The 23714-nt window shown below is 69.1% G+C and carries 22 protein-coding genes and 1 tRNA gene; 20 read left to right on the top strand and 3 right to left on the bottom strand.

Features of this window, described 5'->3' with window-relative positions:
- Positions 1 to 140: 140 nt before the first annotated feature.
- Both LOK46_RS21355 and LOK46_RS21360 read left to right on the top strand, forming a co-directional pair.
- The gene (locus LOK46_RS21355; protein WP_273560416.1) at positions 141 to 3146 is read left to right on the top strand and encodes a bifunctional [glutamine synthetase] adenylyltransferase/[glutamine synthetase]-adenylyl-L-tyrosine phosphorylase; all 3006 of its coding nucleotides are present in this window, start codon (positions 141 to 143) and stop codon (positions 3144 to 3146) included.
- A 72-nt stretch (positions 3147 to 3218) separates the two neighbouring features.
- Entirely contained in the window at positions 3219 to 4091 is an 873-nt protein-coding gene (locus LOK46_RS21360; RefSeq protein WP_273560417.1) for a 3'(2'),5'-bisphosphate nucleotidase CysQ family protein, read from the top strand.
- On the opposite strand, the gene LOK46_RS21365 is transcribed toward LOK46_RS21360, so the two are convergent.
- Positions 4072 to 4638, bottom strand: coding sequence for a YHS domain-containing (seleno)protein (locus tag LOK46_RS21365; protein WP_273560418.1), 567 nt, complete (start codon positions 4636 to 4638; stop codon positions 4072 to 4074). The genes LOK46_RS21360 and LOK46_RS21365 overlap by 20 nt on opposite strands.
- 124 nt (positions 4639 to 4762) lie before the next feature.
- Here LOK46_RS21365 and LOK46_RS21370 point away from each other — a divergent pair, with 124 nt between their 5' ends.
- The 10 genes from LOK46_RS21370 (at position 4763) to LOK46_RS21415 (ending at position 12147) form a co-directional block, all read left to right on the top strand.
- A complete protein-coding gene (locus tag LOK46_RS21370) occupies positions 4763 to 5407 on the top strand; it encodes a DUF1134 domain-containing protein (RefSeq protein WP_273560419.1) in 645 nt (214 codons plus the stop codon).
- Between the two features lie 132 nt (positions 5408 to 5539).
- On the top strand, positions 5540 to 6268 hold the full coding sequence (locus LOK46_RS21375; protein WP_273560420.1) for a hypothetical protein: 729 nt from the start codon (positions 5540 to 5542) through the stop codon (positions 6266 to 6268).
- A gap of 144 nt (positions 6269 to 6412) precedes the next feature.
- On the top strand, positions 6413 to 6715 hold the full coding sequence (locus tag LOK46_RS21380; RefSeq protein ID WP_273560421.1) for a 3',5'-cyclic-nucleotide phosphodiesterase: 303 nt from the start codon (positions 6413 to 6415) through the stop codon (positions 6713 to 6715).
- Positions 6716 to 6884: 169 nt separating this feature from the next.
- Positions 6885 to 7241: a hypothetical protein gene (locus tag LOK46_RS21385; RefSeq protein WP_273560422.1), complete on the top strand. Its 357-nt coding sequence runs from the start codon at positions 6885 to 6887 to the stop codon at positions 7239 to 7241.
- A gap of 157 nt (positions 7242 to 7398) precedes the next feature.
- Positions 7399 to 8667 (top strand): diaminopimelate decarboxylase, encoded by a 1269-nt coding sequence (gene lysA / locus LOK46_RS21390; RefSeq protein ID WP_273560423.1) that lies wholly within the window; start codon positions 7399 to 7401, stop codon positions 8665 to 8667.
- Complete coding sequence (locus tag LOK46_RS21395) at positions 8664 to 9521, top strand: glycosyltransferase family 2 protein (protein ID WP_273560424.1); 858 nt, start codon at positions 8664 to 8666, stop codon at positions 9519 to 9521. Before lysA ends, LOK46_RS21395 begins: the two co-directional genes overlap by 4 nt.
- A 12-nt stretch (positions 9522 to 9533) precedes the next feature.
- Positions 9534 to 9625: transfer RNA gene (locus LOK46_RS21400), tRNA-Ser, on the top strand.
- Positions 9626 to 10239: 614 nt separating this feature from the next.
- Entirely contained in the window at positions 10240 to 10977 is a 738-nt protein-coding gene (locus LOK46_RS21405; protein ID WP_273560425.1) for a LuxR family transcriptional regulator, read from the top strand.
- Between the two features lie 133 nt (positions 10978 to 11110).
- Entirely contained in the window at positions 11111 to 11725 is a 615-nt protein-coding gene (locus LOK46_RS21410; protein WP_273560426.1) for an acyl-homoserine-lactone synthase, read from the top strand.
- 23 nt (positions 11726 to 11748) lie between these two features.
- Positions 11749 to 12147 (top strand): hypothetical protein, encoded by a 399-nt coding sequence (locus tag LOK46_RS21415; RefSeq protein ID WP_273560427.1) that lies wholly within the window; start codon positions 11749 to 11751, stop codon positions 12145 to 12147.
- A 468-nt stretch (positions 12148 to 12615) separates the two neighbouring features.
- On the opposite strand, the gene LOK46_RS21420 is transcribed toward LOK46_RS21415, so the two are convergent.
- The gene (locus LOK46_RS21420; RefSeq protein WP_273564658.1) at positions 12616 to 13116 is read right to left on the bottom strand and encodes a winged helix-turn-helix transcriptional regulator; all 501 of its coding nucleotides are present in this window, start codon (positions 13114 to 13116) and stop codon (positions 12616 to 12618) included.
- A gap of 106 nt (positions 13117 to 13222) precedes the next feature.
- Between LOK46_RS21420 and LOK46_RS21425 the strand changes: the two genes are divergently transcribed.
- The gene (locus tag LOK46_RS21425; RefSeq protein ID WP_273560428.1) at positions 13223 to 14440 is read left to right on the top strand and encodes an MFS transporter; all 1218 of its coding nucleotides are present in this window, start codon (positions 13223 to 13225) and stop codon (positions 14438 to 14440) included.
- A 232-nt stretch (positions 14441 to 14672) separates the two neighbouring features.
- On the opposite strand, the gene LOK46_RS21430 is transcribed toward LOK46_RS21425, so the two are convergent.
- On the bottom strand, positions 14673 to 15641 hold the full coding sequence (locus tag LOK46_RS21430; RefSeq protein ID WP_273560429.1) for a GlxA family transcriptional regulator: 969 nt from the start codon (positions 15639 to 15641) through the stop codon (positions 14673 to 14675).
- 139 nt (positions 15642 to 15780) lie between these two features.
- Here LOK46_RS21430 and LOK46_RS21435 point away from each other — a divergent pair, with 139 nt between their 5' ends.
- From LOK46_RS21435 to LOK46_RS21465, 7 genes are all read left to right on the top strand, one after another.
- The gene (locus LOK46_RS21435) at positions 15781 to 16185 is read left to right on the top strand and encodes a DUF3817 domain-containing protein (protein ID WP_273560430.1); all 405 of its coding nucleotides are present in this window, start codon (positions 15781 to 15783) and stop codon (positions 16183 to 16185) included.
- On the top strand, positions 16182 to 16601 hold the full coding sequence (locus LOK46_RS21440; protein WP_273560431.1) for a CopD family protein: 420 nt from the start codon (positions 16182 to 16184) through the stop codon (positions 16599 to 16601). The genes LOK46_RS21435 and LOK46_RS21440 overlap by 4 nt, the downstream gene beginning before the upstream one ends.
- A 154-nt stretch (positions 16602 to 16755) precedes the next feature.
- Complete coding sequence (locus LOK46_RS21445) at positions 16756 to 17670, top strand: LysR family transcriptional regulator (RefSeq protein WP_273560432.1); 915 nt, start codon at positions 16756 to 16758, stop codon at positions 17668 to 17670.
- A 117-nt stretch (positions 17671 to 17787) separates the two neighbouring features.
- Positions 17788 to 18534, top strand: coding sequence for an SDR family NAD(P)-dependent oxidoreductase (locus LOK46_RS21450; RefSeq protein ID WP_273560433.1), 747 nt, complete (start codon positions 17788 to 17790; stop codon positions 18532 to 18534).
- A 33-nt stretch (positions 18535 to 18567) separates the two neighbouring features.
- Positions 18568 to 18972 carry a (R)-mandelonitrile lyase gene (locus LOK46_RS21455; protein ID WP_273560434.1) on the top strand — a complete coding sequence of 135 codons (405 nt, stop codon included), beginning with the start codon at positions 18568 to 18570 and terminating at the stop codon, positions 18970 to 18972.
- Between the two features lie 415 nt (positions 18973 to 19387).
- Complete coding sequence (locus LOK46_RS21460; RefSeq protein ID WP_273560435.1) at positions 19388 to 20662, top strand: GAF domain-containing sensor histidine kinase; 1275 nt, start codon at positions 19388 to 19390, stop codon at positions 20660 to 20662.
- Positions 20663 to 21089: 427 nt separating this feature from the next.
- Positions 21090 to 23474, top strand: a complete 2385-nt coding sequence (locus tag LOK46_RS21465) for a PAS domain S-box protein (RefSeq protein WP_273560436.1) — start codon at positions 21090 to 21092, stop codon at positions 23472 to 23474.
- Positions 23475 to 23714 lie beyond the last annotated feature (240 nt).

The raw sequence follows: 23714 nt of genomic DNA on the forward strand, positions 1-23714 counted from the left end.
GGCCGCGAACGCGTCGTCTCGGCCCTGTCCTGGCCGCATCGTGAACGCGCGGCGGGCGCCATGAGCCATGCGCGCGGGGCCGGACACGGGCGGCCCGGTCGGCTACGATGCCGGCCCCGTCGCGCCAGGGAGGATGCGGCATGAGAGACGAGACCGGTCTCCGGAACGGATCGGCGAACGGATCTGCCACGACGCTGCGCGCGGGCCTGCGCCCCCGGCTCGGGCTCGCCGACCCGGACGCCGCGCGCGCCCGGCTCGCCGAGCTCGCGCCGGCGCTGCCGGACGGAGTCCTGACGCCGCCCTGCCGGGACCTGCTCCTCGGCCTCGCGGACCATTCCCCCTTCCTGTGGCGGGCCGCCACCCGGTCGCCCGAGCGGCTCGTCGCCCTGCTGGATCAGCCGCCGGACGCGGCGAGCCGGGACATCATCGCGCGGCAGCGCGGGGTCGGCGCCGCCTGCGGGGCGAATCCCGACCTCGCCGAGGTCGGCCGGCGGCTGCGCGCCAACCGGGAGGCGCACGCCCTCCTGGTCGCCCTGGCCGATCTCGGCGGCTGCTGGGACCTCGAGGCGGTGACCCACGCCCTGTCGGCCTTCGCCGACGCCTCGGTGAGCGCGGCGGTCGAGGCGCTCCTCCGGCAGGGGATGGCGACCGGGCGGTACCGGCCCACGGATCCGGAGGCTCCGCAGGACGGGTCGGGCCTGATCGTCCTGGGCCTCGGCAAGCTCGGCGGATGCGAGCTGAACTACTCGAGCGACATCGACCTCGTCGTCTTCTACGAGGCCGAGCCCGCTGCCGCGGCGACCGGCGGCGACCCGAAGCCCTTCCTCGTCAAGCTGGCGCAGGGTCTGGTGAAGCTCCTGGCCGACCGGACCGCCGACGGATACGTCCACCGCATCGACTACCGGCTGCGGCCGGACCCGGGCTCGACCGCGGTGGCGCTCTCCACGGGTTTCGCCTTCGACTACTACCAGACGCTCGGCCAGAACTGGGAGCGCGCGGCCTTCATCAAGGCCCGGCCGATCGCCGGCGACATCCCGGCCGGCGAGGCCTTCCTGGCGGAGCTCGCGCCGTTCATCTGGCGCCGGCACTTCGACTTCCCGGCCATCGCCGAGATCCACGCCCTGAAGCGGCAGATCCACATGGTCCGCGGCCACGAGACCATCGCGGTCGGCGGCCACGACATCAAGATCGGCCGCGGCGGCATCCGGGAGATCGAGTTCTTCGTCCAGACCCAGCAGCTCGTCTTCGGCGGCCGCAAGCCCGCCCTTCGGGGCCGCCAGACCGTCCCGATGCTCGGCGAGCTCGTCGCGGAGGGCTGGATCGACGGGCGGGCCCGGGACGAGCTCTCCGCGGCCTACGCGTTCCTGCGCACCCTCGAGCACCGGATCCAGATGATCCGGGACGAGCAGACCCAGCGCCTGCCCACCGGGATCGAGGCGCTGACCGCGCTTGCCCTGTTCGCGGGCTTCCCCGACCTGCCGGCCTTCGAGGCGGCCCTGCTCCACCACGCCGGGCGGGTCCAGGCGCACTACGCCCTGCTGTTCGAGGCGGAGCCGGAGGCCGGCGCGGACGGCGCCGCCCTGGTCTTCGGCGAGAGCGAGCCGGACCCCGAGACCCTGGCGCGGCTCGGCGCCTTCGGGTTCCGGGACCCGCCCCTGGCCTGGGAGACCGTGCAGGGCTGGCATCTCGGGCGCCGCCCGGCCCTGCGGACCGGCCGGGCCCGGGAGATCCTCGCCGAGATGCTCCCGGCGCTGCTGCGGGCGCTCGGCGGGACCGCCGACCCCGACGCGGCGCTCCTCGCCCTCGACCGGGCCTTCGCGCGCATGCCCGCGGTGGCCGAACTCCTCGCCATCCTGCGCTCGCACGAGCGCCTGCGCCTGCTGTTCGCCGACATCCTGGGGACGGCGCCGCGCCTCGCCGACACGGTGGGCCTGAGCCCGCACGTCCTCGACACCGTGCTCGACGCCGACTTCGTGACGCCGACCACGGATCCCGACCAGGTCCGCGCGCAGTACCGGGCGCTCCTGGGCCAGCCGGCGAGCCACGAGGAGAGCCTCGACCGCTGCCGGGACGCCACGCGGCAGATGGCCTTCGTCACCGGCGCGCGACTCCTGTCGGGCATCCTCACCCCGCGCCAGGCCGGGGAGGCCTACGCGGCGATCGCCGACGCCACGGTGACGCTGAGCCTGGAGGCGGAGGAGCGCCGGTTCGCCCTGGACCACGGCGCGGTGCCCGCGGGGCGCTGCTGCATCCTGGCGCTCGGCCGCCTCGGATCCCGCCAGCTCAGCGCCGAATCTGACCTCGACCTCGTGTTCCTGTACGATTTCGACCCGGAGAACCGCACCAGCGACGGAAGGCGGCCCCTCGACGCGGTGGTGGCCTACAACCGGCTGGCGCAGCGCGTGTTCGCGGCGCTCACCACGGCCACGCGGCGCGGCCGGCTCTACGCGGTCGACCTGCGGCTGCGGCCCTACGGCAGCCACAGCCCGCCCGCCGTGCAGCTCAGCGGCTTCGCGGCCTATCACGGCGGCGAGGCGGAGCTCTGGGAGCACATGGCGCTCGCCCGCGCCCGGGTCGTGGCCGGCGACGCCACCCTGGCGGCCGACGTCACGGCCGCGATCGCCGGAATCCTCCGGCAGCCGCGCGAGACCGCCGCCGTCTGCGCCGAGGCGGGCGCGATGCGGGCCCTGGTCGCGCGGGAGCGGGGCGATGCCGGCCCCTACGACCTGAAGCTCGCCCCGGGCGCGCTGTTCGACCTCGACTTCCTGGCCCAGGCCATCGTGCTGAGCCAGGCCCGCGACTGGCCCGGCTGCATCGGCCTCGGCGCGGAGGCGCTCTTCCGGGAGGCGGCGGCGCGCGGCCTCCTGCCCGCGGCGGCGGGGGAGGCCCTCGCCGAGACCTACGGGTTCCTCGACGCCGTCTACCAGTGGCAGCGGCTCGTGATGACCGATCCCGCCGCCGAGCCGTCCGAGACCGCGTCCCGGCAGATCGCCAAGGCGGTGGGTCTCCCGGACGCGCGCGGCCTCGCGGCGGAGCTGCGCCGCCACCGCCGCCGGAGCCAGGCCCTGCTGGCACGGATCCGGCGGACGGTTCGGATGCCGGCGCGGCTGCCGGCCGCCGTGCGGGAGCCGCCGGAGCGCGGATGAGGCGGCGCTCCGGCCGGAGGCCGTCGACAATCATCCCCCGCTCGGGCATTCAGAGCGGTCTTGGGAGGCATCATGACGGGCGCGGCGACGATCTCGGGGCCGGAGCGTGAGCGGATCGCCGCGGCGCTCGCCGAGATCGCCTGCGCGGCGGGGGAGATCCTGCGCCGCTACCACCGGGGTCCCTGCCCCCACGCCCTGAAGCCGGACGGCTCCCCCTCCAGCGCCGCCGACGTCGAGGCCGAGGACCTGATCGTCGACGCCCTCGCCGGGCGCTTCCCGGGGATCGCGGTCGTGGCCGAGGAGCGCGCCCAGGGCGACACTGCGCGCCCCGCCGACCTCTTCTTCCTCGTCGATCCCCTGGACGGCACCCGCGACTTCCTCGCCGGGACGCCGGACTACTCGGTCAACATCGCGCTGGTGTCGGGCGCCCGCCCGGTGGCGGCCGCGCTGGCGGCCCCCGGCCTCGGCCGGGTCTGGTGGGCGGGCCCCGCGACCCTGGAGGGCCCCGTGATCGCGGGCCGGCCGGGAGTCGGGCGGCCGGTCCGCGCGCGGCCGGTGCCGGAGTCGGGCCTCGTCGCCCTGGGCAGCCGGCGGCACGGCGACCCCGAGACCGCCACCTGCCTGGCGGCGCTGCCGGTCGCGGAGACGCGCCAGGTCGGGTCCGCCCTGAAGTTCGGGCTGATCGCCGCCGGCGAGGCCGACATCTACGTCCGCTGCGGCCCGACCATGGAATGGGACACGGCCGCGGGCGACCACATCGTCGCGGCGGCGGGGGGCTGCGTGGTGGTGCCGGGCGGCGGCCCGATCCGCTACGGCCAGCACGGGCCCGATCACCGCAACGGGCCCTTCGCGGCCCTCGGGGACCCGACCCTGGCGCCGCGGCTCGCGCTGCCGGCGCGCGCGACCGTCCGGCCGACGGCGCCGCTCAGCGCGGCGCATCCGTAGGCGGGACGTCGGGTGGGACATCCTGCAGGCGGCTCACGGCCGGCCAGGCCGCCTCCGCCCGCCGGGCCAGGCCGGGCTCCGCCAGGAACCGGGCGCGGCGCTCGGCATCCCGGAACAGGTAGAGGCGCTCGCCGATCACCGCGAAGACCAGGGGATCGGCGTCCACCAGCCGCTCATCCAGGATCCCGGCGGCGTCGTAGCCCCCGAGGCGCGGGGCGTAGGCGGCCGGATCGTCCCGGAAGGCCGCGCGGTTGGCGCCGCTGGAGAAGCGCCAGACCTGCCCGCCCCAGGACAGCTCGAACCGGGCCAGGCCGGCCCGCGGCCCGCCCTCCAGGAAGTAGCTGACCGGATCGAAGCCGTTGAGCGTCAGCAGCTCGATCCGCGTCCGGGCCGGCAGGCCCTCCTCCGCCGCGGCCCCGCCGGGGGCGGACAGCGCGACGGCCAGTGCGAGCGCGAGCGCCGCCCTCCGGTCGATCGCGCCTGACCGCCCGGCCGCGCGGGTCGCTGCGCGCGCACGGGCTGCGGGGTCAGGACGCGTTAACCACATCTTGCGGATTCCCTCAGAAGCTGGTCCGACTCATCCGCCCGGCGCGGCCTCTGCCGGCCCGGGGGGACAGAGCGGCATAGGTCCGTCGCACGAACCGTTAATCGAACCGGGCGAGGAGGCAACGATGACGGCACGAGACGATCGCGGCACCGATCGCGGCACCGACCGCCGCACCCTCCTGCGCGCGGGCCTCGGCCTCGCGCTGGGTGCTCCCCTCGGCGGCTCCCTCGTCGGCCTCGGCGCGGCGGGACCGGCCCGCGCGGCCGGCGAGGATCTCGACACGCCCGAGACCTTCCGTCCCGGCGAGATCGTGGATTCCGGCCACCGGTTCTTCGGCACGGTGTCGCGCGGCCTCGCGCTCACCGTCGAGGAGGCCGGCCGGCGCTGGGGCGAGCCCAACGGCTACATCCTCGGCCAGGAGGGCGGCGGCGCCGTGGTGGCGGGCGTCCGCTACGGCGAGGGCACCCTCTACACCCGCAATGCCGGCCAGCGCCGCATCTACTGGCAGGGCCCGTCCGTCGGCTTCGATGTCGGCGGCGACGGGGCCCGCACCATGATGCTGGTCTACAACCTGCCCAACGTGCGCGACCTGTACCGCCGCTTCGCCGGCGTCGACGGCTCGGCCTACCTGGTGGGTGGCTTCGGGATGACCGCGGTGGTCAACGACCGGGTCATCGTCGTGCCGATCCGCAGCGGCGTCGGCGCCCGCCTCGGGATCAATGTCGGCTATCTGAAGTTCACCCGTGAGCCCACTTGGAACCCGTTTTGATCCGGCCTGATCCGCGACGGGGTCGGAACGCGTTCTGATTGACCGGCGCCGCGGGATTTCACCCTCGCGGCCAACCTGGGCTAGAGTGGAGCTGGGTCGGGTTTTCCGGCCGGACGCGCGGACTGCACCCTCGTGATCGAAACGGTGATGATCTTCGCGCTGGGCTTCCTGGCGGCGAGCCTGTGCGGCCTGCTGCTGCTGCCGGCCCTCAACGCGCGCGCCGCGCGCCTGGAGCGGCGCCGGGCCGAGGCGCGCCTGCCCCTGTCGCCGGCCGAGATCGCCGCCGAGCGCGATTTCCTGCGCGCGCAATTCGCCGTGCATCAGCGCCGCCTGGAGCGCCGGGTCGAGACCGTCGAGGCGCGGCGGCAGTCCGACATGGCGGCGATCGGGGCCGGGACGATGCGGGTCGCCGCCCTGGCGCGCGACGTCGCGGCCCGCGACGCCGAGATCGCCCAGGCCCAGGCCAAGTCCCGGGAGCTCGAGACCGAGCTGGCGCTCGCCCGCGAGGACGGGGGCGCGAGCCTCGCCACGCTCCAGGCCCTCGAGGACGCCCATGCCGACCTGCTCGACAGCCTCCTGGCGCTCCGGCAGGGCACGGCCCCGGCGCCGGAGGCCGCCGCGCTGGCGGCCGAGCGCGACGACCTGCGCGCGAGCCTGAAGGCGGCCGAGGAGGCTCTGGCCCTGACCGTGGCCGACCGGCAGAGCGAGCGGGCCGGAAGCCCGCCGCAGGACCGGCAGGCCGGCATCGAACGGGAGAACGCCGATCTCCGGCGGCGAATCGTCGAGGTCGCCGACGCCCTCACGGCCCCGGGGCGGATGCCCCGGGCCGCGTCGGCGATGCCGCAACCCGAGCGGGTCTGAGCGAAGCCGCCCCCGAAACGGGGGTTTGGCTACCGGAACGCAACCGAAAACCTGCGATGACTGCCTTGTTTCGACCACGCAAAGGCATCATCGCATCGCCCACGCGTCCTGCATTCACAACTTCGACAGATGGTACGGATACCCATGCGCCTGAAGCCGATCGTCCTCGCCGTAACGGCGGCCGTTGCCCTGACGCTGCCGGCAGCGGCGCAGCAGACGAAGCGCGGCAATGAGACCCTGAAGAAGTACTGCACCGGCGACTACCTGACCTACTGCGGCAACTTGGCCCCCGACGATCCGGCCACCGATGCCTGCTTCCAGAAGAACTGGAAGAAGCTCAGCGAGAACTGCCGCCGGGCGATCGACGCCTACGAGGCCGAGCAGCAGCAGAACGCCCCTGCCAAGAACCGGCAGGGCTCGCAGGGCGGCAAGGAGCGGCGGGGCTGACGCGTTCCGGCCGGTGAGGCCCGGGCGGGGAACCCGGCAACGGGCGCCCGGCCGCATGCCGTGGCCGGCCTGTGGCGGGCGGGCGCTCGCGCCCGAGCGCGGCAGCGGCTAAGGTAGCGCTCCCGCCGGCCCTCGCGTGCCGGTGCCGAGCCCGCCGGACCCTCGCGCGATGTTGTCGAAACCCGCCCTGAAACTCCTCGCCGTGTCCGGCCTCGTGGCCCTGGCAGCCTCCGCCTGCGGGCGGCGGGGCGCGCTGGAGCCGCCGCAGACGGCGGCCCCCGCGGCCGCGCGGGCCGGTGCGCAGGCGGGCCCGGACGGGCCGACCGGGCGGCGGACGCTGCCGGTCTCGGTCGGTCTCGGCGGCGGCGCCCCGGAACCGGATCCGGCCTCGGTGCGCGCCGGCGACGAGCTCTCGGCGGCGGCGGTGCCGCCGGGCGGCACCGAGGCGCCGGTGGAGACCAGCCGCGGCGCGCGGCGCGGCTACCGCGTGCCGAAGGAGCCTTTCATTCTGGATCCGCTGCTGTAGAGGGCGGAGGCCGGCACGCCGTCGCGGTGCCGCGCGCCCGGTGACCCGGTCGGACCCGGTCATCGGCGCGCGACCGCCGCGGCCTTCGGCGGGGTGTTTCACGGGAAACAGCCCGCGCTCCGGCGCGGACGAGACACGGCGACGAGACACGGCCGAGATGCACCATTTCCAGTATCGCGACGGCCGCCTGCACGCCGAGGAGGTCGACCTGACCGGCCTCGCCGCGGAGGTCGGCACACCGTTCTACTGCTACAGCACCGCCACCCTGGAGCGGCACTACCGCGTCTTCGCGGAGGCGTTCGCGGCCGACGACGCGCTGGTCTGCTTCGCCATGAAGGCGAACTCCAACCAGGCCGTCCTGCGGACCCTCGCGGCCCGGGGCGCCGGGATGGACATCGTCTCGGGCGGCGAGCTGCAGCGGGCGCTGGCCGCCGGTGTGGACCCGGACAAGATCGTGTTCTCGGGGGTCGGCAAAACCCGCGCCGAGATGGAGGCCGCGCTGAAGGCCGGCATCTTGTGCTTCAACGTCGAGAGCGAGCCGGAGCTCGCGGTCCTGTCCGAGGTGTCCGTGGGACTCGGCCTCCGGGCGCCGGTCTCGATCCGGGTGAACCCCGACGTGGATGCCGGCACGCACGCCAAGATCTCCACCGGCAAGTACGAGAACAAGTTCGGCATCCCGATCACCCGGGCGCCGGCGGTCTACGCCGCCGCGGCCGCCTTGCCGGGAATCGCGGTGCACGGCGTCGACATGCATATCGGCAGCCAGATCACCGATCTGGCGCCCTTCGCGGACGCGGCCCGGCTGCTCGCCGGCCTCGCCCGGGAGCTGATGGCGGCCGGGCATCCCCTGCGCCACATCGACTTCGGCGGCGGCCTCGGGATCCCCTACCGCGACGACAACGCCCCGCCGCCGGACCCGGCCGCGCTGGCGGCGACTCTGCGGCCGCATTTCGCGCCCCTCGGCCTGCGCCCGGTCTTCGAGATCGGGCGGATGATCGTCGGCAATGCCGGGATCCTGCTGACGCGGGTGCTCTACGTGAAGCACAGCGAGGGGCGGACGTTCGTGATCGTCGACGCGGCGATGAACGACCTGATCCGCCCGACCCTGTACGAGGCCTATCACGGCCTGCGGCCGGTCATCGAGCCGGCCCCCGAGACTCCGCGCCTCGTCGCCGACGTGGTCGGCCCGGTCTGCGAGAGCGGCGACTACCTCGCCCTCAACCGCGAGATGCCGGAGGTGAGGCCCGGCGACCTGATCGCCGTGATGAGCGCCGGCGCCTACGGGGCGGTGCAGTCCTGCACCTACAACACCCGGCCGCTGGTGCCGGAGGTTCTGGTGCGGGGCGACCGGGCGGCCGTGGTGCGCCCGCGCCTCGAGGTCGACGCGCTGATCGCCCTCGACCGGGTGCCGGACTGGCTGGCGTGAGCCGCCCTCCGGCGGGCGCCGCCTCCACGCCGGCCCCGGGACCCGACGGGCCCCTGCCGCTGTCGGTCTTCATCATCGCCCACAACGAGGCGGACCGGATCGGCGCGACGATCCGGGCGGTGGGCGGCCTGACCGACGACCTCGTGGTAGTCGATTCGGGCTCCACGGACGGGACGCAGGCGCTGGCGGCGTCGCTGGGCGCGCGGGTGCTGCACAATCCCTGGCCGGGCTACGGCCCGCAGAAGCGCTTCGCCGAGGAGCAGTGCCGGCACGTCTGGCTCCTGAACCTCGACGCCGACGAGGTGGTACCGCCGGAACTGGTCCGGGAGATCCGGGGCCTCTGGGTCGCGGGCGAGCCGCGCCGCCCGGCCTGGCGGATCGGCATTGCGGAGATCTTCCCCGGCGAGGGCCGGCCGCACCCGCTCGCCTACACGCTGACGCCGGTGCGACTCTACCGGAAGGACCGGGGCCGCTACGCCGCCTCACCGGTACACGACCGGGTGGCGCTGGAACCCGGGGTGAATCCGGGACGGCTCAGGGGCGTGATCCACCATTTCTCGGTGCGCTCGCTCGGCGACCAGCTCGACAAGCTAAATCGCTACTCCGACCAGCAGGCGGACGACCTGGAATCGCGGGGCGTGGTGATTCCGACCTGGCGGGTGTTCGTCGAGCTGCCGGGCAATTTCCTGAAGGCCTATCTCGGCCGCCGCCACTTCGTGCGCGGCACCTACGGCTTCCTGACGGCGATGAACTACGCGATCTCGCGGCATCTGCGCGTCGCCAAGCACGTCGAGCGCCGCCGCGTGGCCGCCGCCCGCCAGGATCGGGTTGACCCGCCGGATCCGACCTTCTAGAGCCAGAGCGCCGGAGACGTGGCCGAGCGGCTGAAGGCACTCGTTTGCTAAATGAGCATACCCAGAAATGGGTATCGAGGGTTCGAATCCCTCCGTCTCCGCCAGTTGCCTTTGATTGGTAACACTTTTTTCGATCAGAAGGGGGGTTGCCCCACCATTTGCCCCACCAGCGAATGGGAGATCGAGAGAGCGAAGCCTTTCGCTAAATGGACGCACCACCTTAGCTGCCTTAGCCATGAAGGCATGGCGCTCGATTCGAAAGCCACGCCTGAGGAGCGGCTCAGCGCTTGGCTCGCAAAGCAGGCGCCTCTTCCTGACCGGCCGCCACGCCTTCAGCACGTCCGACTTCCCCACTGGATCCGCGTCGTGGCATTCGTCGTCGACCTCGTCCTTTGGGTTGCACTCCTTTCGAGTCTCGGCGCGCAAATCCGACAGTTGCTCCACCTGTTGAAGACGTGATCACGTTCCGGTGAAGCGCGCTCATCGCGCCGCGTGTCGCGTGTCGCGTGTCGCGTGTCGCGTGTCGCGTGTCGCGTGTCAGCCGCGGGTACCGACATCAAGACGTCAAGCCTCTCCACGCGCCAACGTACGCCTTGGTGCGGACGAGATGTGTTCAGAGGGGCATTTCGTCAGTCGTAAGTTCGATGTCACAGTCAAAAAATAATTTTTAGCGCTACTTTATCGCCCGGCGGAAGGCTATTCCGATCGGGTGCACGCGATGAAGCACGTTCCACAATCCGCGTTCGACATTTTCGCAAGGCGGCGTGGCGCTAGCCGGCTGGAAGATCTATTATCGGAGTTGAAATCGAGCGGCCGCATTTTCGGATATGATACGTTCCTGATGGGGCGCCTCCCACAGTCACCGACGCAAAACCTCCTCGACTGCGCGACTCTCTCCGGTTGGCCCTTCGAATGGCAGCAGCGCTATCAGGCCGAGCGTTTCGTCCACATCGATCCCGTCATCCGGCACATCCGGCATAGCATCGACCCATTCCTCTGGCGCGAGGCCCTCGATGCGCCCGGCCGACATGAAGGCCAGATTGTGCTGGAGGAGGCGCGGGCCTTTGGCATCGTCGATGGCTTCTGCGTGCCGCTCCATCAGGTCGGCGACGGTGAGTCGGGTCTGAGCTTCGGTGGGGAGCGGCTCGCCCCCTCAGAAGACGAGCGCGCCGCGCTGCACCTGATCGGCATCTATGCCCTGTCGGCGGCGCGGGCGATCCTGCGCCGAATGGCGGATGCAGACGATGGTCTTCCCGCGCCGGCGCACCTGACCGACCGCGAAGTCGAATGCCTTAAGTGGTCGGCCTCCGGCAAGACGGCCTGGGAAATCTCGGTCATCCTGTCGATCTCTAGGAGAACCGTCGAACAGTATCTCGCCAGCGCCGCGCGCAAACTGGACGCTGTCAGTCGTGTCCAGAGCGTGGCAGAGGCCTTGCGTCGCGGCATCATAGACTGACACCGCCGTTTGCGCCCCACCGTAATCTTACGGCTGGATCGAACTGCTCTTTCTGAGAAGGTTGTCAATCTTCTTGAAGGGCGCCTCAATGTTCTCACTTATCATTGGCAATGTTGACGCGGCAGACCCGCGAATGGCCGACCGGATTTATGCCTTCCGTCATGCCTATTTCGTCGAATACCTGCGGCGGGAGAGCTGCCGACAGGCTGATTGCCGCGAGCGCGATCGCTTCGACGGCCCCGATAGCGTTCATATCCTCGGCGAGGAGGGCGCGGAGATCCTCGCCTACGCGCGCCTCCTGCCGACCACCCGCCCTCACCTACTCTCGCACCTCTACCCGGAGATCCTGCAAGGCCGCCCAGCGCCGACGGGACCGCGGATCTACGAATGGACGCGCCACGCGATTGCGCCCACGATGCGGGAAGCGATCGTGGCGACGGCGTTCTCGAACGTCATGTCAGGCGCCGTGGCACTCGCGGCCAACTGTCTGGATCTCGAAGGCCTGCTCGTACAGCTGCATCCGTCGCTCGTTGATCGCCTGATGGAGACGGGTTGGGATGCAGAGCCGCTCGCCTGCCCGACAAAATGGGAGGGCAGCTACCTTGTACTGGTCTACGCACATCTCACCGAACACACGCTTCTGACAGCGCATGCAGCCTTCGCGGCTTGGCCGGAGGCAAGCCTGCACGTCCCCCAGGGACTTGCCCGCGCGGCTAAGGCCGACCTTCCGATGCCAGTCCTGCAGTGAGGCCCAGGGCGAAGGAGATGACGATGCCATCGTCAGCCGAGCGGAGCGTCCTGTTCTTTCGCACCTATCGTGAAGCGACGCTCCCGCTCTATGCTGCCCTCGTGGATGAGCTGTGTGCCTCGCCTCACCTGCCATTTCAGTTAGCGACGGTGCTCGAGGATATCGGTCAGGATTTCATCCGGCTTGGGGAGACGGTCAACGCCGCGCTCGACCGCCTAGGCGCGCTGGAGCACGGGGTCGATGCTGACCTCACTGTCGAGGCAAAGATCGAAGCTGTGATAGCCCGCTTTACGTTGGCCGGATTGATGAAGCCGGTGGGCGAGGGAAGCCCAGGCCCGGCGCCGACCGACGAGTCCTTCCGGCAAGCGCTCCGGATCGCCCTCGTCATGACGCACGATCTGCCGATCGTTGGACGGCCATGAGCCTGTCGCGGTCCGTTGGGCGGTGGATTGAGGCCGGTCCTAATCGATGCGCCGCGATAGCCCATGCCCATGTTTAAGACGCCCTCGCCAAGTGGCGCCAAGCCGCGTCGGGATATTCGCGGGCGTCCTAGACATCTTGACGCCCGAACCGGCCACTGCAACCGAACTCGCCGCACGGGCTGGCCTGCCAGCTCGCGAGCGGACCTTGCACGCAACCCGTGCGCTGGCGGGATCGCAGGCGGACGCGCTCGCAGTCAGGACCGGGACAGAACAGGTGCTGCGTTGGCGACTGGCGGCTGGGCCCATCGCTTCATGATCTGACGGACAGCACGGAGCGTGAGTGACATAGCGGGCATTCTGCTTCCCACCCAACCCAGCCGCCCGGACCGTCTCTGGCGCTGCCCGAAAGCAGCCGTTCGTCGGTCGGTTGGCAACTTCGGCCTGCGGTGGAAACCGGCGGCTATCCTCTTACCTGCAAGTGGATGTTCCGGCTCCCCTCACTGGTACGGCGCCCACTCTATCGTCGTTCGTCTTCCTCACGCAGGTCTCGGTCCAGGCCAGAGGACGCCCCTCAGCCGAGTGCAACGCCATCCGTGCAACCGGGAGGCCCGTCGCCGTGTCGACAAGTGCGGATCGGCTCTCGCCGGCACGGTAGAGGTGATCCTCGCCCCACTGCCGAAGCGCGACGATGACTAGGAAGAGGCCACGGCCCTTATCGGTCAGAATGTACTCGCGGTAGGCGCTGCCGTCCGAAGCCGCCGCAGTCTCTAAGACACCGCGCTCCGTGAGGTCGCGAAGCCGGGCCGCCAGCATGCCCTTCGCGATGCCGAGCCCAGCCTGGAACTCGCTGAAGCGCCGCACACCATCGAAGGCGTCGCGGACAATAAGGAGCGACCACCAGTCGCCGATGACGTCGAGAGCTCGTGCCACTGGGCATGCCGCGCTGCCGAAGCTGACCCGCTTAATCATCATCCCGCCCCCGCCCGAGCAATCTGGTTCTGATTTAGAACTAGAATATGGAGTGCACAAGTGGTCTTAACATGAAACCAGAAGGAGCTCTTGCAGGACAGGATCGATGCCGCAGGCGGACAAGTGCCGAAACCCGAACCGGATGAACTCCGGCCTGACGCGGGTCACGACGCTGATCCTGGCGATGGCCGCCGGCCTCAGCGTAGCGAACGTCTACTACGCCCAGCCGCTTCTCGACGCGATGGCGCGGGATTTCAGGATTTCACCCGGTGCCGCCGGTCTCGTTGTGACAATAACCCAGATCGGCTACGGGCTGGGCCTGATCCTCATCGTACCGCTCGGCGACCGCGTCGACCGCCGCCGTCTCGTTCTCGTACAAGGCGCGCTGTCGGTGATCGCGCTGGTCATGGTGGCCACCGCGGGGATGGAGGCGATGCTCTTTGCCGGTATGGCAGCGGTGGGCCTGCTGGCTGTGATGGTCCAGGTGCTGGTGGCCTACGCTGCGACGTTGGCAAGGCCGGCTGAGCAGGGCCGGGCAATCGGGACCGTGACGAGCGGCATCGTCACCGGCATTCTCGCCGCTCGCTTCGTAGCGGGGACGGTGGCAGATTTCGGCGGGTGGCGGGCCGTCTACCTGACCTCCGCCGGGCTCACGCTCATGATGCTCGGTCTCCTCGCCCTTACTCTGCCGCCGCATCCGGCTCAGGACCGCGCGGGTAGCTACGCCGCTACGCTCCGCTCCATTCCCACCCTATTCTTGCGCGACCCGATTTTGCTCGTGCGAGGTATCCTAGCGCTCCTCGTCTTCGCAGCCTTCAGCACCTTCTGGACGGCGCTGGTTCTACCACTCAGCGCTGCGCCCTTTACCTACTCCCACACGAAGATTGGCTTGTTCGGCCTCCTCGGCATGGCCGGAGCGCTCGCCGCCACCGTTGCCGGTCGGCTCGCGGATCGCGGCCTTGGCCAGTGGACGACGGGCTTGGCTCTGGTGATCCTGCTGGGCTCTTGGGGGCCGATCGCATTGCTGGCGGAGTCGATCCCTCTCCTTCTCGTCGGTGTCGTCCTACTCGACCTCGCGGTGCAGGCGGTACACGTCACAAATCAAAGCATGCTCTTCGCCCGGCACCCTGAGGCTCGCAGCCGTCTCGTGGGCGGCTACATGGTGTTCTACGCGGTCGGCAGCGCCGTAGGCGCGATCAGCGCGACCACGGCCTACGCCCAAGCGGGCTGGCTCTGGGTCTCGGCGCTCGGGGCGGGGTTCAGTAGCATCGCGTTGGGCGTATGGGCCTCGACTCTGAGCCTGCATCGAGCGGCCCGGGCCTAGTTCGGCATTTTTGCATCGATGAAGTGCAACGGCTTCCTCACGCCCTCGCTCGTCGGGACGGCTGCAAACGGCAGCTTTCTTCGTCAATTGAACAGGAAGCGGACAGGAGGAGATCCACCCGGAGCGGCCCTCCCGCTTCCGATCTAACCTCGCCGCCGAGGTCGGCTCGCACGAAGTCACGACGGCGTCCGACCCAACGACGATCAGGGGCCAAACGGCTCGCACGAACCGGTCACCCCGCACGCTTCGGTGCCAGCCTTCGCTCGGCGTTGAAGCGTGCCCGGTAGGTCGCCGGACTGACCCCAACCAGCTTGCGGAAGCTCGCCCTGAAGGTGACCGGCGACGCGAAGCCGCTGGCCAGCGCCGCCTGATCGATCGATGCACCGCCGCTCTCCAGCAGTTCCTGGCTGCGCCGGATCCGGGCAAGGAGAAACCACTGCATTGGTGTGGTGCCGGTCTGCTCTTGGAAGCGCCGTGCGAACGTGCGCCCGCTCATGCCCGCGCGGGCGGCCATGGCCCCGATGCTCAGGGGGCGGTCGACGTGTCCGAGCATCCATTCGAGCACGGGTGCTAGGCTGGCACTCGTGCTGGGCGGCTCGCGGCGGATGAATTGCGCTTGTCCGCCGTCGCGGTCGAGCGGAGCAACCGCGAGCCGGGCTGCCTGCGCTGCTGCCGACTGCCCTAGGTCGCGCCGCACGAGATGCAGGCACATGTCCAGACCCGCCGAGGCACCCGCCGACGTGACGATCCGCCCCTCGTCGACGAAGAGCGTGTTTGGGTCGACGTCGATGGCGGGGTAACACGCGGCGAGGTGCCCCGCACCGAGCCAGTGCGTGGTGGCGCGTCTTCCGTCCAGCAAGCCGGTCGCCGCGAGCACGAAAGCACCTGTGCAGATTGATGTGACCCGCGCGCCGGCTGTCCAGGCCCGCCGGATGGCTGCGAGCACGGCCGGTGGGACCGGCCCGGTCGGATCCTCGATGCCCGGTATGACGAGCGTGTCCGCCCCGGCGAGCGCGTCGAGCCCATAGGGAACGCGCAACCCGAAGTGTCGTGCGTGCACCTCGTCGGCTTCGCCGCAGACCCGAACCTCGTAGAAGGCCCCGCCGTCGGGTCCCGCAACGCGGTCGAAGACCGCGCACGGGATCGAGAGGTCGGCCGCGACAACCCCATTCAACGCCAACACGCCGACAACGTGAGCCATTAAAGCGATGCCCTCCGATCCACCCATCCGTAGGAGATCCGGCTGTTGGCAGAAAGTGATCGGTAAACGTCCTCTCGGCCACTCACACCGCTCCTCACCCATCCGATACTTCGGTCCGGCACTGGAGGGGGGACGCACTTTGGACACGGATCGTCGGCAGCATCGACGGCACACCCGGCCGCACACCCTGAGGCCGAACATCCCGAACGTCGAAGACGCACAGGCCGATCCGGGGCAGCTGCGTTGGCTCAGGATCGCCGCTGTGGCGGAGGCGACGACGCTGCTGCTCCTCGTTGGCGTAGCGGTGCCACTGAAGCACTTCAGCGGCTGGCCGCTGGCGGTCCGCATCCTCGGGCCGATCCATGGCTTCGCCTTCGTCGCCTACCTCTGGCTGATCCTCCAATCCCTCGGTGCTGGCCTACTGTCGCGTAGCGTGGCGGCTCGGCTCACCCTCTGCGCGCTCATCCCCCTGGCCGGCTACCTCGCGGCTCACCGTCTCGTCCACCGCACTCCGAATCAGTTCTATCGGGGGCCCGGAAGATGACCCTGGCTGACGCCTATCCGTGGTTCAAGGCGTTGCATGTGGCATGTGCGCTGCTGTTCGTCGGCGGCGTCGTTGCGAGCGGTTTGCTCCTGGCCGCCGGGCGCACGGCGACGGACCTGGACCGGATCACGCCGGTCGCGATGGTCCTGAGGCAATGGGATCGGACGGTCACGGTGCCGGCGATGCTGGGTGTGTGGGCCTTCGGCATCGGGCTGGCCGTGTCGGGCGGCTGGCTCGCCTTCGGCTGGCTCCAGGCGAAGCTGTTTCTCGTCGTGATCCTGTCCGCCATCCACGGCCTGCAGTCGGGACGGATCCGGCGGCTCGTCGCGGGTCAAGAGTACCGATCATCACCGGCCTCGGCTCTCGTCGCCCCAGCCGTGGCCGCGATCGCTATCCTTGCCGTCATCAAGCCCTGAGGAGACTGGGCCGCAGCGACGTTCGCTCTCGCATACCGCTCACCCGGAAGCAGACCGTCGCGAAACCACCCCGAGCGGACAGTTCGATAGCGACCCAACCCGGTCATGACGCGATACAGATTGCTTTCCCGCTATCAGACATTCCACTGCCCCGATGCGGATCAATCGAGCTGAACTGGCCGACCTCGGGACCTTCCTGGCTATCGCGCGCCACCGCAGCTTCCGGAGGGCGGGCCTGGAGCTTGGCGTTAGCGCCTCTGCGCTCAGCCACGCGCTCAAGGCGATGGAGGCGCGCCTCGGCGTCCGCCTCCTCAACCGCACCAGCCGCAGCGTCACGCTGACCGCGGCGGGCGAGGATCTGCTCGCTTCACTGGACGCTCCGTTCGCGGCGATTGGCTCTGCGCTTGATCTTCTCAACCAGCACCGAGAGACGACGAAGGCGACGGGGCGCATCCGCCTCAACGTGCTTGAACATGCGAGCACGTTGCTGCTCGCCCCTGTGCTGCCTCTCTTCCACCAGTGCCACCCGCAGGTCGAGATCGACGTTCGCGTGTCCAACGATCTGCTCGACGTCGTGGAGGCCGGAGCCGATGCGGGCATCCGATATGGCGGAACGGTCCCGCAGGACATGGTGGCGCAGCGCCTATCAGCCGATCTGCGCTGGGTCGTGGTCGGCGCTCCAGCTTATCTCGATCGGAATGGGACGCCCGATCATCCGCGGGACCTCGCAGACCACCGATGCCTGCGCATCCGCCTCGGCGACGAGAGCCTATACCGGTGGGAGTTCGAGAGGAAGGACGAGGCCATCGCGCTCAACGTCCCAGGCGGGGTAACGCTCGACAACACGCAGTTTGCCCTGTCGCTTGCGGCGGCGGGTGGTGGCCTCGCCTACCTCCCAGAGGCGTGTGTCGGCCCCTCGGTCGCCCGCGGCGAACTACGCGTCGTCCTGGCAGACTGGGCTCCTCTAGGACCGGGCTTCCACCTCTACTATCCCGGTCGTCGCCAACTGCCGACGGGATTGCGGCTCCTCATCGATCTAATCCGCGAGGCAAAGCCGCTCGGATTGTAGAGGCCACCCGCTCCGACGATGAGCAGCGCTCATCGTTCCGTTGAAGGGCGAACGGCTGATCAGCGACCGGCACAATGTCTACGTCCGGCCCATCGAGTTCAGCCGACGGATACAAACATGCGCCGTTTCACCGGGAAAGTCGCCTTCATCACGGGTGCAGCCAGCGGCATCGGCCGCGCCGCCGCCATCGCATTTGCGCGGGAAGACGCGCGAGTGGCGATCACCGACCGGACCGAGGCTGGGCTCGATCAGCTTCGCGCCGAGATCGAAGCGGAGGGCGGCGAGGCGCTTGCGATCCGGTGCGATGTGTCGGTGCCGGAGGACGTCGAGGCGGCGGTCGCCAAAGCTGTCGAGCGGTTCGGCCGCATCGACTGCGCCTTCAACAATGCCGGTGTTGAGAACAAGGCCGCTCCTGTCCACGAGATCGCCCTCGAAGAGTGGGACCGCATCCTCGGCATCAATCTGCGCGGCACATTCGTGTGCATGAAGCACGAGATTGCGCAGATGCTGCGTCAGGGCAGCGGCGTGGTGGTCAATACGTCGTCCGGCGCGGGCATCAGGGGCGTGGCGGGCGGCGCGAGCTACGCAGCCTCCAAGCACGCCCTCATCGGCCTCACCAAGTCGGCCGCCCTCGATTATGCCAAGGCGAACATCCGGGTGAATGCCGTCCTGCCCGGAAACATCGAGACGCCGATGATGGATCGCTTCACGGGCGGCGACATTCAAAAGGCAATCGACCTTGAGCCAGTTGGGCGGCTCGGCAAGCCCGAGGAGATCGCGGAAGCCGTCCTGTGGATGTGTTCGGATCTCGGCGCGTTCGTCACAGGCGCGTCGATTTCGGTCGATGGCGGCTGGTCGCTCTGAGCGGCGTTTTCAGGACGACGGAGGAAAGATCGCATGGACATCAAGCGCAGCGGAAGCCAGCCTCCGGGCCAAGGACCGTCCGAGTGGTTCACCGGCACGGTGCGAATCGATCCGCTCCACAGCGCACCTGATCCTGCCCGCGTCGCGATGGCGAGCGTTACCTTCGAGCCGGGCGCACGGACGGCGTGGCACACGCACCCGCTTGGCCAGACGCTGATCGTCACGTTCGGACGCGGATGGGTTCAGCGCGAGGGCGGTCCGATCGAGGAAATCGCGCCGGGCGACGTCGTTTGGTTCGAGCCGAACGAGAAGCATTGGCACGGGGCCACCGCGACCACAGCAATGACGCACGTCGCAATCCAGGAGCGTCTCGACGGCAAGGCCGTGACTTGGATGCAGCAGGTCACCGAAGGACAGTACTCCGGGTCCCGGACTTGAGCCGCAAGGTCCGCTTTCGGCGATACGACGCCTAGAGCGGACCGGTGGCTTTCCAACCCAACCCAGCCGTTCCGCCGCGCTTGCGGACGAGGCCGGTGCTGGCCGAAAGCGGCAGGTCCGCTTCGGAGTAGCTCTGCCGCAAAAACAGACAGCCTCCTACCCGACCCAACCCAGCCGTCCGGATCGCCTCTAGCCACTCCACAAAGCGGCCGTCCATCAGTCGCCCAGCAACGTCGGCTCAGGGTGGGAAGCGGCGATCCGGTGGACGAATGCCGAGCGGCCTGATTGCGCTACCAGTGGATCTTCAAAAAACTCAGATTGGCCGCTTAAAGCGCGGGCTTTCCTGTCCCTTGGATGGCCCGTGGGCCCAGGATATGGTCGTGCTCAATCGAAAGGATGTGGGACGGGCTGGCCGGTGGCAGACGAACGAGCGAAGGTGGTCGAGTTAGTCTCCAGCATTGAGGCCGTACCAACCATCCTTGAGGTCGTGTGCCGGACCACCGGCATGGGGTTCGCGACCGTCGCCCGGGTCACGAAGGACCGCTGGATCGCCTGCGAAGTTCGGGACGAGATCGGCTTCGGTCTTAAGCCCGGCGGCGAGCTCAAAGTCGAGACGACTATCTGCGACGAGATCCGCGACGCGCGCGAACCCGTCGTGATCCCCGACGTCGCCGCCGACCCAGTCTTCTGCCGCCATCCGACCCCGGCGATGTATGGCTTCTCCAGCTACGTCTCGTTCCCCATCTTGCTGCCCGACGGCGAGATGTTCGGAACCCTGTGCGCGCTCGACAAGGCGCCGCGCCAGCTCTCCCCGCACATCCGCGGCATGTTCAGGCTGTTTGCCGAGCTCATCGCCTTCCACGTCGACGCGCACATACGGCTGGCGACCGGGGCGCAAGATCTTGCTACGAGCCGAGAGGATCTCGCCAGCAGCTGGGCAGCGTTTGACACGAGCCAAGCCGACCTCGCCACCAGCCGCGCCGACCTTGCGAAGAGTGCCGCGATCCTCGTCGACGAGAGGGCGACCGCCGAACTGCGTGAGCAGTTCATTGCGGTGCTCGGCCACGACCTGCGCAACCCGCTCGCCTCCATCGAGGCCGGCGCCAAGTTCCTGGGCAGGGAGAACCTGTCGGAGCGCGGGCGCACCGTGCTCGGCCTGCTCGGCAAAAGCGTCGCCCGCATGGGCAGCCTGATCGACGACGTGCTCGACTTCGCCCGCGGGCGGCTCGGCGGCGGCATCGGCGTGGAGAGGGGTGCCCAGGTTCCGCTCGTCCCGATGCTCCGCCAGGTCGTTGGGGAGATCCAGAGCAACCGCCCCGACCAGAGGATCGAGGTCGACCTCGACGACATCTCCGACTGCCACTGCGACCCGGTCCGGATCGGGCAGTTGCTGTCGAACCTTCTGGCCAACGCGGTAACCCACGGCAACGAGGGGGCGCCGATCTGGGTACGCGGGAGCGTGACAGATGGGCACGTCGAGCTGGCTGTCACCAACGGCGGCAAGCCGATACCGCCTGGAGTGATGGCTGGGCTGTTCAAGCCCTACGTCCGAGCGTCCGAGCGTCCGAGCCGGCAGGGGCTGGGCCTTGGGCTCTACATCGCTTCCGAGATCGCAAAGGCGCATGGCGGCACGTTGGAGGCGACGTCCGGCCCGGATGGGACCACCTTCACCTTCAGGATGCCGGCCTGAACGGCGGCGTCGCCACGAATCACCCGACATTGGCGGGAGATAGCGGCTCCGCTTCTTGCCACGGAGCGGGCATGTAAGGCCGGCAAGCTAGGAGGTCTGCAAAGGGTCGGAGTGGTCCCTGGGGCTATGTCCGCATCGATGCATGCATCAGCCAGAAGCGAGCGGGCAGGAAACCACTTCGAGGGGACAGTCCGATAGCGACCCGTGCCAGCCATCCTGACGCTATTCAGCGCTTCCTGATAGCGGCCACTCGTCGGCTGTTCGACGCCTCCGGCTTGAGGCGGTCACCTGCGCTTCGAAATCACTGGTTGCTCTTTTGGGTTCTCTCATTGACCAAATTTACCTACGATGAAGTTCTCAATCCTGGATGCTGCTAAGCGCAGCTATGGCGAAGCTTGAACCGGCCTGGCTCCCGAGCAACAGCTCGATGGCGGATTACATCCGCAGACACGACTGGGCGGCAACGCAGCTCGGGCCCATCGAGCACTGGCCCCCGACGCTGCGCATCGCGCTCAGCATGGTTCTCAACCACCCCCTCTCGATGGCGCTATGCTGGGGGCCCGATCTCGTCACGCTCTACAATGACGCTTACCGCCCCCTCCTCGGCAGTAAGCCCGAAGCACTCGGTCGGCCAATCCTGGACGTTTGGGCTGAAGCGGGCGAAACCGCCGCGCCGCAACTGGAGCAGGCTCTGCAAGGTGAGGCGATCCGCTTCGAGAACGCGCCTTTCACGCTCCTACGCCACGGCCACTCGGAGCAGGCGTTCTTCAACTACACCCTCAGCCCGGTGCAGGATGAGACCGGCATAATCGTCGGTGTGCTCATCACCGCCTTCGAGACCACCGAGCAGGTACTCGGCGAGCGGCAGCGCGCAGCAAGCCAGGAAGACCTGCGCGAGAGCCAGGGACGACAAGCCTTCCTGCTCCAACTCTCCGATGCGCTGCGAGCCGAACCAAACGCCGACGCCATCGCAGAACGTGGGCTGTCGATGCTCTCCGAGCGCCTGCGCCTCGATCGCTGCTACATCGGCATATACCTGCCCGCCGAGGATAGAGCAGACCTCCCGCATCAGGTAGGCAACGACGGCGTCCCGCCCTTGCCGACCAGCATCCGCCTCTCCGATTTTCCCAATGCCCTCCAGGTCGCCGCCGCGGGGACGTTGGTGATCGATGATTTCGCCGAGACGAAAGGCCTCTCTGGCACCGACAGGCAGAACATCGGTAGCCTCGGACTTCGTGCACTGGTCGCGGCCACGCTGCGGAAAGGCGAACATAACCCGCTTTGGACGACCGTTGCGGTGTCATCGCACCCTCGACATTGGACGCGGGGCGAGACCGCCGTGATCGAGGAGGCTGCCGAGCGGATTTGGGCTGCCATGGAGCAGGCTCGCGCCGCGACGGCGCTGCGCGAGAGCGAGGAGCGCTTCAGGCAGTTCGCAGCTTCTTCGGCCGACGCGTTCTGGATCCGGGACGCGGCGACCCTGACGATGGAGTACGCCAACCCCGCCATTGAGGCGATATACGGCGTTCCGAAGGATGCCGTCCTCGGAGATTTGAAGAACTGGGCCACTCTCATCGTTCCCGAGGACCGCGATGCCGCTTTAGAGCATGTGACACAAGCTCAGCGCGGCGAGGCGGCGGTGTGCGAGTTTCGAATACTGCGCCCCTCCGACGGGGCCTTCCGTTGGGTGCGCGACACCGACTTTCCGCTCTTGGACGAACATGGGCGCGTGCGGCGCATCGGCGGCATCGTCGAGGACGTGACTGAGGCCAAGCAAGCAGCCGAACACCAGGGCGTACTGGTGCACGAGTTGCAGCATCGGGTGCGTAATACCCTCGCGATGATCCGTTCAGTCGCTGACCAGACCGGCGACACAGCAAGCGACGTCGAGGACTACCGCGACCTGCTGGAGGGACGGCTGCGGGCGCTTGCGCGCGTGCAGGTGCTGCTCACGCAAGCGGACAACGTCGGCGTGGACCTCGCCACCCTGATCCGGGCCGAGGTGGATGCCCAGGCTGCGCACGAAAGCCAATGGACGCTGAGCGGACCAGAGCTGATGCTCTCGCCCAAAGCCGCCGAGGTGCTGACGCTGGCCATCCACGAGCTGGCGACGAACGCGCTGAAATACGGTGCGTTCTCCCACCTCGCCGGTCAGCTCGCGGTGACCTGGGACGTGTACTATCCGGGCGACGAGCCGTGGCTGCGGTTGGCATGGGTCGAGACCGGCGCTCTCGTGCCACTTGCCCCGCCGCGGCGGGAGGGCTTCGGAACAACTCTGATCCGCGGACGCATACCCTACGAGCTACAGGGCCAAGGCAGCATCGACGTGGAGCCCGAGGGTGCACGATGCCGGTTGGAGTTCCCCCTCCGGCGCGGCGACAGCATCCTGGAGACCGACACCGCCACCTTGAGCACGGCCATTGCGGGAGGGTCGCTGGACATGGCGGGCGAGGCGGATCTGATGGGGTGCAAGGTGCTGGTGGTCGAGGATGACTTCTTCCTCGCGAAGGACACGGAGCGGGCCCTGAAGCGAGCGGGCGGCGTCGTGCTCGGGCCTGTCGCGCGAGAGGAGCAGGCCCTCGCTTTGATCGAAACCGAGGCCCCGACCTGTGCCCTGGTCGACATCAATCTCGGCCAAGGCGCGCAATTCGATGTGGCTGGCGCGCTGCAGGACCTCGGTGTGCCGTTCGTGTTCGTCACTGGCTACGACGACGTCGTGATCCCTGCTCGCTTCGACGGTGTTGAGCGGATCCGCAAGCCGACGGATTTCCGACAGGTGGTGCGAGCCGCTGCCCGGCTGTGCGCGCCCTGAAGGTTAGCTCAGACACGCTTGGCAGACATCAGCAATGGCAATCGCCTACGTCTCACTGAGGTCGGGCGCGGGCGAAGCGGGGACGTCCGCTTCATTGCTAAGCGGTCTCGAAGCAGACCGGCAGGAAATCACCCTGAGCAGACGGCCCGCTACCGGCCAGATCCCGTGCCGTGGGAAGGAACCCTGAATGATTGCTCGGGGTGGATCTTTTGCCGTTTCGCTTCTTCTTGAAGATGAGGC

This window comes from Methylobacterium sp. NMS14P, from assembly GCF_028583545.1.
In the GTDB taxonomy this organism is placed as follows: domain Bacteria; phylum Pseudomonadota; class Alphaproteobacteria; order Rhizobiales; family Beijerinckiaceae; genus Methylobacterium.

Bases quoted from the DNA above. Each gene is read 5' to 3' on its own strand.
- LOK46_RS21355 (WP_273560416.1), top strand. From the start codon at position 141: ATGAGAGACGAGACCGGTCTCCGGAACGGATCGGCGAACGGATCTGCC.
- LOK46_RS21360 (WP_273560417.1), top strand. From the start codon at position 3,219: ATGACGGGCGCGGCGACGATCTCGGGGCCGGAGCGTGAGCGGATCGCC.
- LOK46_RS21365 (WP_273560418.1), bottom strand. From the start codon at position 4,638: ATGTGGTTAACGCGTCCTGACCCCGCAGCCCGTGCGCGCGCAGCGACC.
- LOK46_RS21370 (WP_273560419.1), top strand. From the start codon at position 4,763: ATGACGGCACGAGACGATCGCGGCACCGATCGCGGCACCGACCGCCGC.
- LOK46_RS21380 (WP_273560421.1), top strand. From the start codon at position 6,413: ATGCGCCTGAAGCCGATCGTCCTCGCCGTAACGGCGGCCGTTGCCCTG.
- LOK46_RS21385 (WP_273560422.1), top strand. From the start codon at position 6,885: ATGTTGTCGAAACCCGCCCTGAAACTCCTCGCCGTGTCCGGCCTCGTG.
- lysA (WP_273560423.1), top strand. From the start codon at position 7,399: ATGCACCATTTCCAGTATCGCGACGGCCGCCTGCACGCCGAGGAGGTC.
- LOK46_RS21405 (WP_273560425.1), top strand. From the start codon at position 10,240: ATGAAGCACGTTCCACAATCCGCGTTCGACATTTTCGCAAGGCGGCGT.
- LOK46_RS21410 (WP_273560426.1), top strand. From the start codon at position 11,111: ATGGCCGACCGGATTTATGCCTTCCGTCATGCCTATTTCGTCGAATAC.
- LOK46_RS21415 (WP_273560427.1), top strand. From the start codon at position 11,749: ATGCCATCGTCAGCCGAGCGGAGCGTCCTGTTCTTTCGCACCTATCGT.
- LOK46_RS21420 (WP_273564658.1), bottom strand. From the start codon at position 13,116: ATGATTAAGCGGGTCAGCTTCGGCAGCGCGGCATGCCCAGTGGCACGA.
- LOK46_RS21425 (WP_273560428.1), top strand. From the start codon at position 13,223: ATGCCGCAGGCGGACAAGTGCCGAAACCCGAACCGGATGAACTCCGGC.
- LOK46_RS21430 (WP_273560429.1), bottom strand. From the start codon at position 15,641: ATGGCTCACGTTGTCGGCGTGTTGGCGTTGAATGGGGTTGTCGCGGCC.
- LOK46_RS21440 (WP_273560431.1), top strand. From the start codon at position 16,182: ATGACCCTGGCTGACGCCTATCCGTGGTTCAAGGCGTTGCATGTGGCA.
- LOK46_RS21445 (WP_273560432.1), top strand. From the start codon at position 16,756: ATGCGGATCAATCGAGCTGAACTGGCCGACCTCGGGACCTTCCTGGCT.
- LOK46_RS21450 (WP_273560433.1), top strand. From the start codon at position 17,788: ATGCGCCGTTTCACCGGGAAAGTCGCCTTCATCACGGGTGCAGCCAGC.
- LOK46_RS21455 (WP_273560434.1), top strand. From the start codon at position 18,568: ATGGACATCAAGCGCAGCGGAAGCCAGCCTCCGGGCCAAGGACCGTCC.
- LOK46_RS21465 (WP_273560436.1), top strand. From the start codon at position 21,090: ATGGCGGATTACATCCGCAGACACGACTGGGCGGCAACGCAGCTCGGG.